Genomic DNA, 15817 nt, shown 5'->3' on the forward strand with positions numbered 1-15817 from the left:
CCGGTCCTCAGCGCACCGCGCGGAAGATCTTGCCCGGGTTGAGGATGTGGTTGGGATCGAGCGCGTTCTTGATGGCGCGCATCAGGTCCAGCGCGTCCTCGCCGTGCTCGCTGACCAGGAAATCCATCTTGTGCAGGCCCACGCCATGCTCGCCCGTGCAGGTACCGCCCATCGCCAGCGCGCGCTCCACGATGCGCCGGTTGATGGTCTCGGCTTCGGCCAGTTCCTCGGGCTTTTCGGGATCGGTCAGGATCGCCACGTGGAAATTGCCGTCGCCCACATGGCCCACGATGGGGCAGGGCAGGCTGGATGCGTTCAGGTCGCGCTCGGTCTCGGTCACGCAATCGGCCAGCCGGGAGATCGGCACGCAGACGTCGGTGGTCACCGCCCGGCAGCCCGGCTTGAGCTGCAGCATGGCGAAGTAGGCGGTATGACGCGCGTTCCACAGCCGGCTGCGGTCTTCGGGCCGCGTGGCCCACTCGAAGCCCTGGCCGCCGTGCTCGGCGGCAATCTGCTGCACGGTCTCGGCCTGTTCCTTGACGCCGGCCTCGGTGCCGTGGAATTCGAAGAACAGGTGCGGCATCTCCGGCATGGACAGGTTGTCGTGCCGGTTGATGGCGCGGATGGCCAGCGCGTCGACGAATTCCACGCGCGCCACGGGCACGCCCAATTGGATGGTGTCGATGGTCGCCTGCACCGCGCTGCCCATGCTGGGAAAGGCGCAGATGGCAGCCGAGATGGCTTCGGGCTGCGGATACAGCCGCACCGTCACTTCGGTAATGATGCCCAGGGTGCCTTCGCTGCCAATCATCAGGCGCGTCAGGTCGTAGCCGGCCGAAGATTTGCGCGCATGGGTGCCGGTCTTGATGATGCGGCCGTCGGCGGTCACCACGGTCAGCGCCAGCACGTTCTCGCGCATGGTGCCGTAGCGCACCGCATTGGTCCCCGAGGCGCGCGTGGCGCACATGCCGCCCAGCGAGGCATCGGCGCCCGGGTCGATCGGGAAGAACAGGCCGCTGTCCTTGATTTCCTGATTGAGCTGCTTGCGGGTCACGCCCGGTTGCACCGTCACGTTGAGGTCCTCGGCCTGTACCGACAGCACCCGGTTCATCTGCGACAGGTCCAGGCTGATGCCGCCCGCCACCGCCAGCAGGTGGCCTTCGAGCGAGGAGCCGGCGCCGTAGGCGATCAGCGGCACGCGGTGCGCGTTGCACAGGTGGGCCACCTCGGCCACTTCCTCGGTGGTACGGGCGAACACCACGCCGTCCGGCGCCGCCGGCGGGAAGGGCGACTCATCGCGCCCGTGGTGGTCGCACACGCCGGGCGAGGTGGAGAAGCGTTCGCCGAAGCGGGCCTGCAGGGCGTCGCGCACGGCGGCGGGCAGGGGTTGGCGCACCAGCGTGGCGTGGGAAAGGGGATGGTTCATGGCGTCTCCGGCGGGGCTGAAGTGGCTGGATGCCGTGCGGCGGCGGCTTTTTCGTAGCCGCGCGCAACGGTGCCTGCGCTTGCACCCGGTAGCGTTTCAAGCGAATCCCGTTATTCTACGCCGCCCCCCGGCCTGGGTCGTTGCCGGGGCGCCGCAACGGCCACTTGAGAGGTATCGCGGGTTCTCCCGTCGCCGACCAGAAGCGCGCCATAATGCAAGATTCGCCAACGCCGGAGACCCGCATGGGCAACCGCCTGACCAAGATCGCCACCCGCACCGGAGACGCCGGCACCACCGGGCTCGGCGACGGCAGCCGTACCAGCAAGGACAGCCTGCGCATCGCCGCCATCGGCGATGTCGACGAGCTCAATTCGAATCTCGGCGTGCTGCTCACCGAGGCGCTGCCCGAAGACGTCCGCTCGGCCTTGCTGCATATCCAGCACGACCTGTTCGATCTCGGCGGCGAGCYGTCCATCCCCGGCTATGAGCTGGTCAAGCCCGAGCAGGTGCTGCAGCTCGACGAATGGCTGGCCCACTACAACGCCGGCCTGCCGCGCCTGGCCGAGTTCATCCTGCCGGGCGGCAGCCGCGCCGCGGCGGTGGCGCACGTATGCCGCACGGTTTGCCGGCGTGCCGAGCGGGCGCTGGTGGCGCTGGGCGCGCAGGAGGCGCTGAACGAGGCGCCGCGCCAGTACCTGAACCGGCTCTCCGACCTGTTGTTCGTGCTGGCGCGCGTGCTCAACCGGGCGGGCGGGGGCAGCGATGTCTTGTGGCAGCGGGGCCGCTAGCCATCAAGGTAGCCTCGATTTTTGGTGATCCAAAGAGCACAAAAAGCCCGGCCGTCGCGCAACGTCCCGGAACGCCCCTCAACTTGGCCGGCCGAGCCGCCGCTGGCCGGAGGGAGAAGTCGAGAAATTTAGTCGGATTTGCGCGTCCGGCCCTTGAAATGGCCCCGGACGGCCACATTTCGCCCTCAGGACGAATTGCAGTCCCCGCGGATAGCGGGGCTCAAGAGGAGAGAATAAATGGGTAAGATCATCGGTATCGACCTCGGTACCACCAATAGCTGCGTCGCGATCATGGAAGGCAATACGCCCAAGGTGATCGAAAATGCCGAAGGCACACGTACCACCCCGTCGATCATCGCCTACATGGAAGACGGCGAGATCCTGGTCGGCGCGCCTGCCAAGCGCCAGGCGGTCACCAATCCGCGCAACACCCTGTACGCGGTGAAGCGCCTGATCGGCCGCAAGTTCGAAGAAAAGGAAGTGCAGAAGGACATCGGCCTGATGCCGTACTCCATCGTCAAGGCCGACAACGGCGACGCATGGGTATCGGTGCGCGACCAGAAGCTGGCGCCGCCGCAGGTGTCCGCCGAAGTGCTGCGCAAGATGAAGAAGACCGCCGAAGACTACCTCGGCGAGCCGGTGACCGAAGCCGTGATCACCGTGCCGGCTTACTTCAACGACTCGCAGCGCCAGGCCACCAAGGACGCTGGCCGCATCGCCGGTCTGGACGTCAAGCGCATCATCAACGAGCCGACCGCGGCCGCGCTGGCCTTTGGCCTGGACAAGAACGAAAAGGGCGACCGCAAGATCGCCGTGTATGACCTGGGTGGCGGCACGTTCGACATCTCGATCATCGAGATCGCCGACGTTGACGGCGAGAAGCAGTTCGAAGTGCTGTCGACCAATGGCGACACCTTCCTGGGCGGCGAAGACTTCGACCAGCGCATCATCGACTACATCATCGGTGAGTTCAAGAAGGACCAGGGCGTCGACCTGTCCAAGGACGTGCTCGCGCTGCAGCGCCTGAAGGAAGCCGCTGAAAAGGCCAAGATCGAACTGTCGAGCTCGCAGCAGACCGAAATCAACCTGCCGTACATCACGGCGGATGCCTCCGGTCCGAAGCACYTGAACMTSAAGMTGACCCGCGCCAAGCTGGAATCGCTGGTCGAGGAACTGATCACCCGCACCATCGAGCCGTGCCGCATCGCCATCAAGGATGCTGGCGTCAAGGTCAGCGAGATCGACGACGTGATCCTGGTCGGCGGCATGACCCGCATGCCGAAGGTGCAGGAACAGGTCAAGGAGTTCTTCGGCAAGGAAGCGCGCAAGGACGTGAACCCGGACGAAGCCGTGGCCGTTGGCGCCGCGATCCAGGGTTCGGTGCTGTCGGGCGACCGCAAGGACGTGCTGCTGCTGGACGTGACGCCGCTGTCGCTGGGTATCGAAACCCTGGGTGGCGTGATGACCAAGATGATCACCAAGAACACCACCATCCCGACCAAGCATGCGCAGGTGTTCTCGACCGCCGACGACAACCAGCCGGCCGTGACCATCAAGGTGTTCCAGGGCGAGCGCGAGATGGCGACCGGCAAGGAAAACCGCATCACCATCAAGGCGAACTCTGGCCTGTCGGAAGACGAGATCCAGCGCATGGTGAAGGACGCCGAGGCCAACGCCGAGGAAGACAAGAAGGCCCGCGAGCTGGCTGACGCCCSCAACCAGGCCGATGCGCTGATCCACTCGACCAAGAAGGCTGTCACCGAATACGGCGACAAGCTGGAAGCGGGCGAGAAGGAAAAGATCGAAGCCGCGATCAAGGAACTGGAAGACGCCGCACGCGGTGGCGACAAGGCCGAGATCGATGCCAAGGTCAGCGCGCTGTCCGACGCCAGCCAGAAGCTGGGCGAGCGCGTCTACGCCGACATGCAAGCCAAGGCCGGCGACGCCGGTGCGGCGGGCGCGGCCGGTGCCGGTGCTGCCGGCGCGGGCCAGCAGCAACATGCCCAGCCGCAGGACGACAACGTCGTGGACGCCGAATTCAAGGAAGTCAACGACAAGAAGTAATGGAAGAGCGGGGCGGGGGCGCGGCACACAAGCTGCGCCAGCCCCCATCCCGACGCCGGGCGACGGACATTGGACCAAGCGGGTTACCGCCGTCGAATGCCTCGCTCGGCTTTTTTGCTATTTTGCTCGGGCGGGTTTTGCACGCGCTTCCGGGCCAATCAGGTAAGCAGCCACCATGGCAAAACGTGACTTTTACGAAGTGCTCGGGGTGGGCAAGAACGCCAGCGACGACGACATCAAGAAGGCGTATCGCAAGCTGGCGATGAAGCACCACCCGGACCGCAATCCGGACAGCAAGGATTCCGAAGAGAAATTCAAGGAGGTCAAAGAGGCCTACGAGATGCTCTCCGATCCCGAGAAAAAGGCAGCCTACGACCAGTACGGCCATGCCGGCGTCGACCCCAACATGGCGGGCGGTTTCGGTGGTGGCGGCCAGGCCTATGGCGGTTTCGCCGAAGCTTTCGGCGATATCTTCGGCGATATCTTCGGCCAGCAGGGCCAGGCCGGCGGACGCCGGGGCGGCGGGCCGCAGGTGTACCGCGGCGCCGACCTGCGCTACAGCATGGAGATCACGCTGGAGCAGGCCGCCCACGGCCACGACGCGCAGATCCGCGTGCCGCACTGGGACGAGTGCGAGCATTGCCATGGCAATGGCGCCGAACCCGGCACCAACGTCGAAACCTGCCCGACCTGCCATGGCGCGGGCCAGGTACGCGTGTCGCAGGGTTTCTTCTCGATGCAGCAGACTTGCCCCAAGTGCCACGGTACCGGCAAGCACATTCCCAAGCCTTGCACCAAGTGCCACGGCCAGGGCAAGCTGAAGTCGCAGAAGACGCTGGAAGTGAAGATCCCGGCCGGCATCGACGAGGGCATGCGCATCCGCTCCACGGGCAACGGCGAGCCGGGCATCAACGGTGGGCCCCCGGGCGATTTGTATGTGGAAGTCCACATCAAGCAACACTCGGTGTTCGAGCGCGACGGCGACGACCTGCACTGCCAGATGCCGATCTCCTTCGCCACCGCGGCGCTGGGCGGCGACCTGGAAGTGCCCACGCTGGGCGGCAAGGCCAGCTTCCCGGTGCCCGAAGGCACCCAGCCCGGCAAGACGTTCCGTCTGCGCGGCAAGGGCATCAAGGGCGTGCGTTCGGGCTATCCGGGCGACCTCTACGTGCATGTGAACGTGGAGACGCCGGTCAAGCTGACCGAGGCGCAGAAGGACATCCTGCGCCAGTTCGACCGCTCGGTGCACGAAGGCGGCTCGCGCCACAGCCCGCAGGAGCAATCCTGGCTGGATAAGGTGAAGAGCTTCTTCAGCTGATCCGGCAACGGCATGCGGCCGGCCACGCGTTGATGTGTGGCCGGCTTTTTTGTTTTGGGGGCGATAATGCGGTGTCCTCCCCGCGCGCCGGTTCCGCCGGTGCCCGCGCTTTCTCCGTGCTTGTGCCCCCGATGCATTCGTTTTCTTCTCCGGCTTCGCCAACCCCCACCCTCGCGTCATCGCACGATCCGATCGCCATTGCCGCCGAGCCCTTCGTCCTGCTCGACGACGCCACCGCCGCCCCCGCCGAGGCCTCTTCGCGCCTGTACACCGGCTTCGCCCGTGAAGACGCGCTGCCCGATGCCTCCGCGCTCGGCGCGCTCGACGCCATGCTGGCAGAAGGCTGGCGCCAGGGCTGGCATGCCACGCTGTTCGCCCCCTACGAATTCGGCGGCCCGCTGGTCGGCGTGCCGGTCCATGTCGACCGCGCGCTGCCTTTCCATGACGGCGCGCTGCGCCTGCTGTGGTTCCGGCAGATGCGGCGGCTGGACACGCGGGAGGTCGCGCAGTGGCTGGCGCCGTCCTCGGGCGAACCGGCCGGCGTGATGGACGTCACAGCCGACACGCCGGAAGCGGCTTTCCACGCGGCCATTGCCCGGATCCACCAGTGGATCGAGGCTGGCGATACCTACCAGGTCAATTTCACGCAGCGGCTGCGCTTTGCCGCTTTCGGCAACCCGCTGGCGTTGTATGCCGCGCTGCGCGCCGCTCAGCCGGTGCCCTACGCCGCGCTGGCGCGGCTGCCGGGCGATGGTTGGGTGTTGTCGCTGTCGCCCGAGCTGTTTGTCCGGCATGACGGGCAAGGCCGGTTGCTGGCGTGCCCGATGAAAGGCACCGCCCCGCGTACCGGCGACAGCGCGCGCGATGCCGAGGCCGCCGCAGCGCTGGCGGCGGACCCGAAGAACCGCGCCGAGAACGTGATGATCGTCGACCTGCTGCGCAACGATCTCGGCCGCGTCGCCGTGCCCGGCACGGTGGCCGTGCCGGACCGCTTCGCGGTGCAGCCGTTCGGCCAGGTGCTGCAGATGACCTCCACCGTCACCGCCGCCGCGCGTCCCGGCACCAGCCTGGCCGACCTGTTGCGCGCGCTGTTTCCCTGCGGCTCCATCACCGGCGCGCCCAAGCGGCGCACCATGCAGATCATCGGTGAACTGGAGCAGGCGCCGCGCGGCCTCTATACGGGCTCCCTGGGCTGGATCGATGCGCCCGGCGGCAAACAGGCCGATGGGTGGCCCGGCGCCTTCGCCCTGTCCGTGGCGATCCGCACGCTGGTGCTGGGCGCGCCGGGCGCGGATGGCCTGCGCGCGGGCGAGATGGGCGTCGGCGGCGGCATCGTGCACGACAGCGACGCCGCGGGAGAATATGCCGAATGCGGCTGGAAGGCCCGCTTCCTGACCGCGCACGATCCGGGCTTCACCTTGTTCGAGACCATGCGCGTGGAGGATGGGAAGTGCCAGCGCCTGGCCCATCATCTGGCGCGGCTGGCCGCTTCCGCCGGTCACCTGGGCTTTCGCTTCGAGCGGGACCGCGCGCTGGCGGCCGTGCAGGGTGCCGTGACGGATCTCGGCGCCGGTACCTGGCGCTTGCGCCTGGCGCTGGACAAGGCCGGCGGTTTCGCCATCGCCCACGGCCCGCTGGCGCCGCTGGGCGCCGTCCCCGTGCTGGTCACGCTGGCGCCGCAGGCGTTGGCATGCGCTGATCCGCTGCGCCGCCACAAGACCAGCGCGCGCGCCGTCTACGATGGCGGCTGGCAGTCCGCAGAGCGCGCAGGCGCCTTCGATAGCCTGTTCTTCAACGCCCGCGACGAACTGCTTGAGGGTGGCCGCAGTTCAGTGTTCGTCAAAGTGGACGGGGCGTGGCTGACGCCGCCGTTGACCGCGGACATCCTGCCCGGCGTGATGCGCGCGGCGGTGCTGGCCGACGGCGCGCGCTACCTGGGCGGACCGGTGAGCGAGGCGGTGATCACGCGGGCCATGCTGCGCCGCGCCGAAGCGCTGGCGCTGGCCAACTCGCTGCGCGGGGTATTGCCGGCGGTATTGCCGGCGGAATTGCGCCCGGAGGACTGATCCGGCCGCTCAGCGATGGCGCGTATCCAGGCGTCCGTCGGTGAGCTTCCAGCGCACCACGCCCGGCAGGTTGATCAGGTCGCGGTCGTGGCAGATCATCACCACGGTGCGGCCCTCGGCGGCCAGTTCGCGCACCAGTGCGATCACCTGTTCGCGCGCGTGGCCGTCCAGGCTGGAGGTGGGTTCATCCAGCAGCAGCAAGTCGGGCTCCAGCACTTTGGCGCGTGCCAGCGCCACGCGCTGTATCTCGCCGCCGGACAGGCGTTCGGGCGCGGTGTTCTGCACATGCGTGATGCCGGCCCAGCCCAGCGCGGCTCCCACGCGCCGCCGGATCTCGTCGGCGGCCAGGCCGCGGGTTTTCAGGCCGTAGGCAATATTCTCCCGTACCGAGGTGCGAAACAGGTAGGGATGCTGGTGGAGATAGGCGATGCGCTGCCGCAGCGCCGCCGGCAGCGGATCGAGCGCCGCCTCGTGCGGCTGGCCGTCCGCACCGGTCCAGGACACCCTGGCACCGGGCGCGCGCTCCAGCCCCGCCACCATGCGCAGCAGCGTGGTCTTGCCGGCGCCGTTGACACCGGTCAGCACCACGGCGGCGGCGCGGGGAAAGGCCAGTTCACCGATGTCGAACAGACACCGTGCGCCGACCTGCCGCCGCAGGCCGCGCACGGTCAGCAGCGGGGGCAATTGCGCAGGCGGCAGCGCGTGTCCGTCGGGAGTCTGGCGTGCGGGCAGTGTGCTCATCGGCGAAATCCTCCCGCGCCTTGCAGCCACGCCAGCATCACATTCACCAGCAGTGCCAGCGCCACCAGTACGATGCCCAGCGCGATGCCCTGGGCAAATTCGCCCTTGCTGGTTTCCAGCGCGATGGCGGTGGTGATGGTTCGGGTAGCGCCTTCGATATTGCCGCCGATCATCAGCGCGGAGCCGACTTCGGCAATGACCCGCCCAAATCCGGCCACCAGCGCTGCCATCAGGCCAAAGCGCAGCTCGCGCAGCACCGTAAAGAAGGTCCGCCAGCGGCCAGCGCCCAGCACCCACGCCGTTTCACGCAGGCGAACGTCCGCCCCCTGCAGGGTGGACAGGGCAAAGGCCAGGACCACCGGGAAGCCGATCACCGCCTGCCCGAAGACCATGCCGCTACGGGTGAACAACAATGAAAAATCGCCCAGCGGTCCCTGGCGGGTGAACAGCAGATACAGGATCAGCCCGACCAGCACGGTCGGGAAGGAAAGGAAGGCCTGCGCCACCACCACGACTACCCGGCGGCCGGGAAAATCGTGGGTGGCGATCAGGTAGGCCGCGCCGATGGCGGGCACGGTGGCGAGCGCCAGCCCCAGCACGGCCACCACCAGCGAGGTCCAGACGATGAACCACAAGGCGCCGTCGCCGCTGGCCAGCAGATGGAAGGCCGTAGCTGTGGCGGCACCGATCTCCATGTCCGGAGCCGGCCGGTCAGGCCGAGAAGGTGTGCTCGACGGCGGGGAAGCTGCCGTCCTTCACGGCCGCCACATAGGCGCGTACCGCAGCCTCGATCGAGCTGGCGCCATCCATGAAGTTGCGTACGAACTTGGCTTTGCGGCCTGGGTAGACGTTGATCATGTCCTGCAGTACCAGCACCTGGCCCGAGCAATCCGCGCCGGCGCCGATGCCGATGGTCGGGATGGTCAGCAAGCCGGTGACTACGCCAGCCACCGCTGCCGGCACCGCTTCCATCACGATCAGCTGGGCGCCCGCTGCCTGTAGCGCGAGCGCATCGCGCTTGAGTTGCGCGGCGCTCTCGTCGGTCTTGCCTTGTACCTTGAAGCCGCCCAGCGCGTGCACCGATTGTGGCGTCAGGCCGATGTGGGCGCACACCGGGATGCTGCGCTCGACCAGGAATTTGACAGTGGGCGCGAGCCAGTCGCCGCCCTCCAGCTTGACCATGTGCGCGCCGGCCCGCATCAGCGCCACGGCGCTGGCGTAGGTGGCTTCCGGGGTGGGGTAGGTGCCGAACGGCAGGTCCGCCACCAGCAGGGCGCTCTGGTTGCCGCGCGCCACGCATTCGGTGTGATAGACCACGTGCTCCAGCGTCACGGGCAGCGTGGTCTGCTGGCCTTGCATGACATTGCCGAGGGAGTCGCCGACCAGCAGCACCTCGACCCCGCAGTAGTCGAGCAGCGCGGCGAAGCTGGAGTCGTACGCGGTCAGCATGGCGATTTTTTCGCCGGCGGCGCGCATGGCCTGCAGCCTGGGGATGGTGACGGTCTTGCGGGAGGGGTCGAGGAGGTAACTCATGACGTTGGGCCGGTAGAGAGACGGGAGTCGGGCCGGCCGCAATGCCGCAGTGCATCCAAGCTCAGTGCATCAGCGCATCTGCATCCTTGCGGCAAGGCTTTTGCCCCCTTCAGTTTGCTTCGCAGCGAGGTACGCGGCCCGATCTGGACGGGCGCTGGCTTCGCGGCAGCGACTGTTGTCGTTATGGTTAAGGCTGGCAGGCGGGAACCTGTCAGGGCGCAGCGAGATTGAGAAAGGCCTTGCGGCCGCGCATGTTTTCGATGCGCGACAGTAGTGTACGGAAATCGGCGTCGTTGTCTACCGGGCTGAAGTGGGCCGTGTCGACGATCATTACCGGCGCCTCGTCGTAGCGATGGAACAGCTCGCCGTAGGCGTCGGACAGGCGCTCCAGATAGGCTTCGTCGATGCTGGACTCGCCGGGCGCGTTGCGGCGCGCGATCCGCTCGCGCAGCAGGGCAGGCGAGGCCTGCAGCACGATGACCAGGTCCACGCGCTGGCCCTGGGCTGGCAGGCGCGCGGCAAGGGCGTCGTACAGCGCCAGTTCGTCCTCGGGCAAGGTCAGCCCGGCGTAGAGACGGCTCCTGGTGTACAGGAAATCCGCCACCATGCGCTGTCCCGCCAGCAATGCCGCCTGCCAGGTTTGGAGCTGCTGCGCGCGCTGGTTCATCAGCGAAAGCTGCAGCGGCAGCGCGTAACGCGCTGGCTCGCGGTAATAGCGTTCGAGGAAGGGGTTTTCGCGTGCCGCGTCGAGCAGCTCGCCGGTACGCAGGGTTTGCGCCAGGCGTTGCGCGAGCGCGGTCTTGCCGGCCCCGATGGGGCCTTCCACCACAATGCGGCGCAGGTGTTCGAGCATGGGCGGGTCCGGTCGGCTGATGCCAGGCTAAGAGGGCGGATGAAGCGGGGCCGGCTGGCCTGGGCCGGTCATGGCATCAGGAAGCGTCGCGCGCATCCCGCTGCCGCGTGCATTGGCAGAACGAGACTTTCTCGACACGCTGCCCGCTGACCGCAGCCAGGTAATCCGCCGCGGGGCCAAGTCCCGGGATGACCAGGCCGGCATCCAGTTCGAGCAGGGGCACCAGCGTGAAGGCGCGCTCGGCCACGCGCGGATGCGGCACCACGAGCTTTTCATCCTGGTGGATCTCGTCGCCGAACACCAGCAGGTCCAGGTCGAGGGTGCGCGGCGCGTTGCGGAATGGCCGTTCGCGCCCGAACTGGTCCTCGATGTGGTGGCAGATACGCAGCAGCTGCGCAGCGGTGAACGAGGTTTCCACCTTGACCACCGCGTTGTAATAGTCGCCGCCCGTCGCATCGACCGGAGCCGTGCGATAGAGCGATGATCTCGCCATCACCGTGATGCCGACCTGCTGGGCCAGGCATACGATGGCATCTTTCAGGGCTTGCCGGGCGTCGCCCAGGTTGGCTCCGATGCCGATAAAGGCAAGTGTCATTACGATTCCTCCGGCTGGACGCGTACCTTGCCGGCTTTCCGGTCTGCAGTGGAGCCGGAATCCGGGCTCGCGTCCAAATCACTCCGCGAAGAAACTGTATCCGATTTCCGCGGACTGCGCCTGCGGCGCTTCTTGCGCGCCGGAGCGCCGCCTTCGCCATCGTCGGCCGGCTCGCCGCCCTCGGCGCCGCCGCTGCCGCCGCCGCCTTGCCTGCCGCCACCGCGCACCGGGCGCACGGCATCGATCAGGTCCTCGCGGCCATGGCTATCGGCGTCCTGGAAATCCTGCCACCACTGCGCCAGCTCGGCCGGCTGCTCGCCGGACTGGCAGCGCAGGTAGAGGAAGTCGAACCCGGCGCGGAAGCGCGGCGATTCGATCAGGCGGAACGGCATGCGGCCCACGCGCTTCTCGAAGCGCGGCTGCATGCCCCAGATGTCCCGCATGTCGGTGACAAAGCGGCGCTGGATGGCGAGCTGGCCGGTCTGGCGCTCCAGCACATCGTCCATCGCGATATTGAGCGCGGCGATGGCGTGCTCGCCTTCCTCGCGCAGCGTGGTCCAGCGCTGCAGCACGTGGTGCCACAGCAGCGCGGCGAACAGGAAGCCCGGCGACACCGGCTTGCCGACCTGCACGCGCTGGTCGGTGTTGTCCAGCGCCAGCTGCACGAAGCGCTGGCCCATCGGCTGCTCCAGCGCGACGTCCAGCAGCGGCAGCAGGCCGCGGTGCAGGCCGGCCTTGCGCAACTCCTGCAGCGAGGCCCATGCGTGGCCGGACATCAGCAGCTTGAGCATCTCGTCGAACAGGCGCGCGCTGGGCACGTTATGGATCAGCGAGGCGAGGTCGGCGATCGGCTGGCGGGTTTCCTCGTCGATGGTGAAACCGGTCTTGGCGGCGAAACGCACTACGCGCAGCATGCGGATGGGATCTTCGCGGTAGCGCGTGACCGGGTCGCCGATCATGCGCAGCGTGCGCGCGCGGATGTCTTCCATGCCGTGGTGGTAGTCATACACCGTCTGCTCGGCCGGATCGTAGTACATCGCATTGATGGTGAAGTCGCGGCGTTCCGCGTCTTCCGCCTGCGAGCCCCATACGTTGTCGCGCAGCACGCGTCCGGAGGCGTCGATCGCGTGGGTCTTGCTGTCGAGCTCCGCGCGCTTGAGACGGCGCCCTTCGGGCAGGGTCTCGCTGGCAACCGCGTCGACCAGCGCGCGGAAGGTGGAGACCTCGATGATCTCCTGATCGCGCCCGCCGTAGAAGGTCACGTGCACGATCTGGAAGCGCCGGCCAATGATGCGCGAGCGGCGGAACAGCGCCTGCACCTGGTCGGGCGTGGCGTTGGTGGCGACGTCGAAGTCCTTGGGCTTGATGCCCAGCAACAGGTCGCGCACCGCGCCGCCGACGATAAAGGCCTGGTAGCCCGCCTGCTGCAGCGTGGAGGTGACTTTGATGGCGTTGCGCGAGATCAGCGACTGGTCGATCTGGTGCTCGGCATGCGCAACGATATTCGGCGTATGGGCGCGTCCGCCGCGGCGTTTGGTGGGGCGCTGCTGGGTGCCCGGCTTGCCGAGCAGCCGGTTGATTAGCTTCTTGATCACGTCAGAACAGATCCATGATGCGCCAGCCGGCCGCGGCGGCGTGGTGACGCAGGCGATCGTCCGGGTTGGCGGCGATCGGTTCGCTGACCTTTTCCAGTAGCGGCAGGTCGTTGGCCGAATCGCTGTAGAAGGTGGTGTTTTCGAAGGCATCCCATTGGGTGCCCATGCTCTTGAGCCAGGTTTCGACGCGGGCGATCTTGCCCTCGCGGAAGCATGGAATGCCTGCGACTTCGCCGGTGAAGGCGCCGTCGGGCTTGCCGTTGGCGGTGGCCGGCTCGGTGGCGACCAGGTGCTTGATGCCAAAGGCCGCCGCGATCGGGGCGGTGACGAAGCTGTTGGTGGCGGTGACTACCGCGCACAGGTCGCCGGCGTCGAGATGCTTGTAGACCAGCGCCCGCGCCTGCGGCGTCATCACCGGATCGATCACTTCCCGCATGAACTGACCCCGCCACGCTTCGAGCCGGTCGCGCGGGTTGGCCGCCAGCGGCGCCAGCGCGAAACGCAGGAAAGCCTGGATATCCAGGGTGCCAGCCTTGTAGTGGCCGTAGAACTCATCGTTCCTGCGGCGGTAGGATTCCTCGTCGACAGCGCCCAGGCGCACGAGGAAGCGGCCCCATTCGTGGTCGCTGTCGGTCGGGAGCAAGGTGTGGTCGAGGTCGAACAATGCCAGATTCATGGGCGGCGATTTTACATTAACGTGACTGTGGCCGTTTCTTTAACGTGACCGGCTGGCAACGAATACAAGCACGGGACATGCCAAGTGCCGTGCGCGCCGTGCCGGCAGCCCGCGCTCACTCCCGCAACTCGGCAAACATTTCCCGCAGCAAGGGCAGGGTGACGGCGCGCTTGCGCTCCAGCGAATAGGTGTCCAGCGCGTCCAGCAGCGCCATCAGGCTGGGCATGTCGCGGTATTTGCGCGTGACCAGCCAGTGCGGGATTTCCGGCGAAAGCTGCAGGCCGCGTTCGCGCGCAGCCTGCACCAGCGCCGTCATCTTGTCTTCGTCCGACAGCGGCGCGAGCTGGTAGACCAGGCCCCAGCCCAGCCGGGTGCGCAGGTCCTCGCGCACCGGCATGGCCAGCGGTGCCTGGCTGCCGGCCACCACGATGGCGGTGCGCACGTGGGCCCGGACCTCGTTGTAGAGCGAGAATACGGCGATCTGGCGCGCTTCGTCGAGCAGCTCCACATCGTCCACGGTGTAGAGCTGGCAGCTCGGGTCGAAGATGAAATCCGACAAGGCATGATGCGGGCTCAGGTAGCGGCAGCTGATGCCGGCCTGGTAGCCGCTGTCGCAGACCGCGTGCAGCAAATGGGTGCGGCCCGAGCCCACCTCGCCCCACAGGTAGATCAGGCGGTCGGCGGCGCGCTCCTGGGCCACCGCGGCGGCGAGATCGTGCAGGCGTTGCACGGGCTCGCGGTTGGCGGCCACGAAAAAATTCTCGAAGGTCGACGGCGGCGGACTGCCAAGTTCAAGCGAAAGCTGCTTGGGGCGGGGAAACATGGCTTATCGGTTACTTGGGGTAAAGGTCAGCTATCGGGTAAACGCGTCGCGGCAGTCCGGCGCTGACCATCTGGATGGCGCTGGCGGGACGGCGGGAGGCTGCCAAAATTGTCTTCATCGGTAAGGGCTGGGGGCAACACTTCATGACGCGGGACACCGGAAACTGGAAGCCGGAAGCCTGTATCCGTTAAAATTGCGATTCTACTGGACTCGCGGCCGCAAATCGCCGTCGTGAGCGCCGCATTACTCACTTCATACTCCAGGAAAAGCAGGTTCCCATGAGCGCATCCCCCACTTCCGGCCAGGCAGGCCTTTCCTACCGCGATGCCGGCGTCGATATCGACGCGGGCGACGCGCTCGTCGACCGCATCAAGCCGTTCGCCAAGCGCACCATGCGCGAGGGCGTGATGGCCGGCATCGGGGGCTTCGGCGCGCTCTTCGAACTGTCCAAGAAGTACAAGGAGCCGGTGCTGGTGTCCGGCACCGACGGCGTCGGCACCAAGCTCAAGCTGGCCTTCCAGCTTAACCGCCACGACACCGTGGGCCAGGATCTGGTGGCCATGAGCGTCAACGACATCCTGGTGCAGGGTGCCGAACCGCTGTTCTTCCTCGACTACTTCGCCTGCGGCAAGCTGGACGTGGATACCGCCGCTACCGTGATCCAGGGCATCGCCCAGGGCTGCGAGCTGTCCGGCTGCGCGTTGATCGGCGGCGAGACCGCCGAGATGCCGAGCATGTACCCCGACGGCGAATACGACCTGGCCGGCTTTGCAGTCGGCGCGGTGGAAAAGAGCCGCATCATCGACGGCAGCACCATCGTGCCGGGCGACGTGGTGCTGGGCCTGGCTTCGTCGGGCGCGCACTCCAACGGCTACTCGCTGGTGCGCAAGATCATCGAAGTGGCCAAGCCGGACCTGAACGCCGACTTCCACGGCCAGCGCCTGCAGGACGCCATCATGGCCCCCACCCGCATCTACGTGAAGCCGCTGCTGTCGCTGATCGAGACGCTGCCGGTCAAGGGCATGGCTCACATCACCGGCGGCGGCCTGACCGAAAACGTGCCGCGCGTGCTGGCGCAGGGCGTGACCGCCGTGCTGCAGCGCGACGCCTGGACCTTGCCGCCGCTGTTCCAGTGGCTGCAGGCGCAAGGCAACGTGGCCGACGACGAAATGCACCGCGTGTTCAATTGCGGCATCGGCATGGTGGTGATCGTTGCCAAGGAAGACGCCGACCGCGCCATCCGTCATCTGCAGGCGGCTGGTGAAACCGTGTGGCAGATCGGCGAGATCCGCGAGCGCGAAGAAGGCCAGGCGCAGACCATCGTCGTCTGAGCGGTCTG

At 67.2% G+C, this 15817-nt stretch carries 14 protein-coding genes; 5 read left to right on the plus strand and 9 right to left on the minus strand.

Translation table 11 applies throughout. The features are described from left to right. Positions 1–7 precede the first annotated feature (7 nt). Positions 8–1426, minus strand: a complete 1419-nt coding sequence (locus AC1DKD_RS00655) for an FAD-binding oxidoreductase (RefSeq protein WP_441626312.1) — start codon at positions 1424–1426, stop codon at positions 8–10. A gap of 242 nt (positions 1427–1668) precedes the next feature. Here AC1DKD_RS00655 and AC1DKD_RS00660 point away from each other — a divergent pair, with 242 nt between their 5' ends. From AC1DKD_RS00660 to AC1DKD_RS00675, 4 genes are all read left to right on the plus strand, one after another. Beyond that, positions 1669–2214, plus strand: coding sequence for a cob(I)yrinic acid a,c-diamide adenosyltransferase (locus tag AC1DKD_RS00660; RefSeq protein ID WP_477142834.1), 546 nt, complete (start codon positions 1669–1671; stop codon positions 2212–2214). 237 nt (positions 2215–2451) lie between these two features. After that, positions 2452–4278: a molecular chaperone DnaK gene (dnaK, locus tag AC1DKD_RS00665; protein WP_477142824.1), complete on the plus strand. Its 1827-nt coding sequence runs from the start codon at positions 2452–2454 to the stop codon at positions 4276–4278. A gap of 175 nt (positions 4279–4453) precedes the next feature. Further along, complete coding sequence (gene dnaJ / locus AC1DKD_RS00670; RefSeq protein WP_441626317.1) at positions 4454–5596, plus strand: molecular chaperone DnaJ; 1143 nt, start codon at positions 4454–4456, stop codon at positions 5594–5596. A gap of 131 nt (positions 5597–5727) precedes the next feature. Further along, positions 5728–7662, plus strand: coding sequence for a chorismate-binding protein (locus AC1DKD_RS00675; protein ID WP_441626319.1), 1935 nt, complete (start codon positions 5728–5730; stop codon positions 7660–7662). A gap of 9 nt (positions 7663–7671) precedes the next feature. Here AC1DKD_RS00675 and AC1DKD_RS00680 read toward each other — a convergent pair whose 3' ends face one another. The 8 genes from AC1DKD_RS00680 to hda form a co-directional block, all read right to left on the minus strand. Then, positions 7672–8403: an ATP-binding cassette domain-containing protein gene (locus tag AC1DKD_RS00680; RefSeq protein WP_441626321.1), complete on the minus strand. Its 732-nt coding sequence runs from the start codon at positions 8401–8403 to the stop codon at positions 7672–7674. Then, a complete protein-coding gene (locus tag AC1DKD_RS00685) occupies positions 8400–9098 on the minus strand; it encodes an ABC transporter permease (RefSeq protein ID WP_441626323.1) in 699 nt (232 codons plus the stop codon). The genes AC1DKD_RS00680 and AC1DKD_RS00685 overlap by 4 nt, the downstream gene beginning before the upstream one ends. Before the next feature lie 16 nt (positions 9099–9114). Next, positions 9115–9936, minus strand: a complete 822-nt coding sequence (gene panB, locus AC1DKD_RS00690) for a 3-methyl-2-oxobutanoate hydroxymethyltransferase (protein WP_441626325.1) — start codon at positions 9934–9936, stop codon at positions 9115–9117. A gap of 211 nt (positions 9937–10147) precedes the next feature. Further along, on the minus strand, positions 10148–10789 hold the full coding sequence (locus tag AC1DKD_RS00695) for a deoxynucleoside kinase (protein ID WP_035867433.1): 642 nt from the start codon (positions 10787–10789) through the stop codon (positions 10148–10150). A 76-nt stretch (positions 10790–10865) separates the two neighbouring features. Next, positions 10866–11384 (minus strand): 2-amino-4-hydroxy-6-hydroxymethyldihydropteridine diphosphokinase, encoded by a 519-nt coding sequence (gene folK / locus AC1DKD_RS00700; RefSeq protein WP_035867429.1) that lies wholly within the window; start codon positions 11382–11384, stop codon positions 10866–10868. Next, positions 11384–12979 carry a polynucleotide adenylyltransferase PcnB gene (pcnB, locus tag AC1DKD_RS00705; RefSeq protein WP_441626327.1) on the minus strand — a complete coding sequence of 532 codons (1596 nt, stop codon included), beginning with the start codon at positions 12977–12979 and terminating at the stop codon, positions 11384–11386. Before pcnB ends, folK begins: the two co-directional genes overlap by 1 nt. A gap of 1 nt (position 12980) precedes the next feature. Next, positions 12981–13655, minus strand: coding sequence for a histidinol-phosphatase (locus tag AC1DKD_RS00710; protein ID WP_441626329.1), 675 nt, complete (start codon positions 13653–13655; stop codon positions 12981–12983). 115 nt (positions 13656–13770) lie between these two features. Beyond that, entirely contained in the window at positions 13771–14478 is a 708-nt protein-coding gene (hda, locus tag AC1DKD_RS00715) for a DnaA regulatory inactivator Hda (RefSeq protein WP_035867422.1), read from the minus strand. Between the two features lie 278 nt (positions 14479–14756). Between hda and purM the strand changes: the two genes are divergently transcribed. After that, positions 14757–15809, plus strand: a complete 1053-nt coding sequence (gene purM / locus AC1DKD_RS00720; protein WP_035867420.1) for a phosphoribosylformylglycinamidine cyclo-ligase — start codon at positions 14757–14759, stop codon at positions 15807–15809. Positions 15810–15817: the final 8 nt, after the last annotated feature.

It is taken from the genome of Cupriavidus sp. 05T313 (assembly GCF_056396665.1).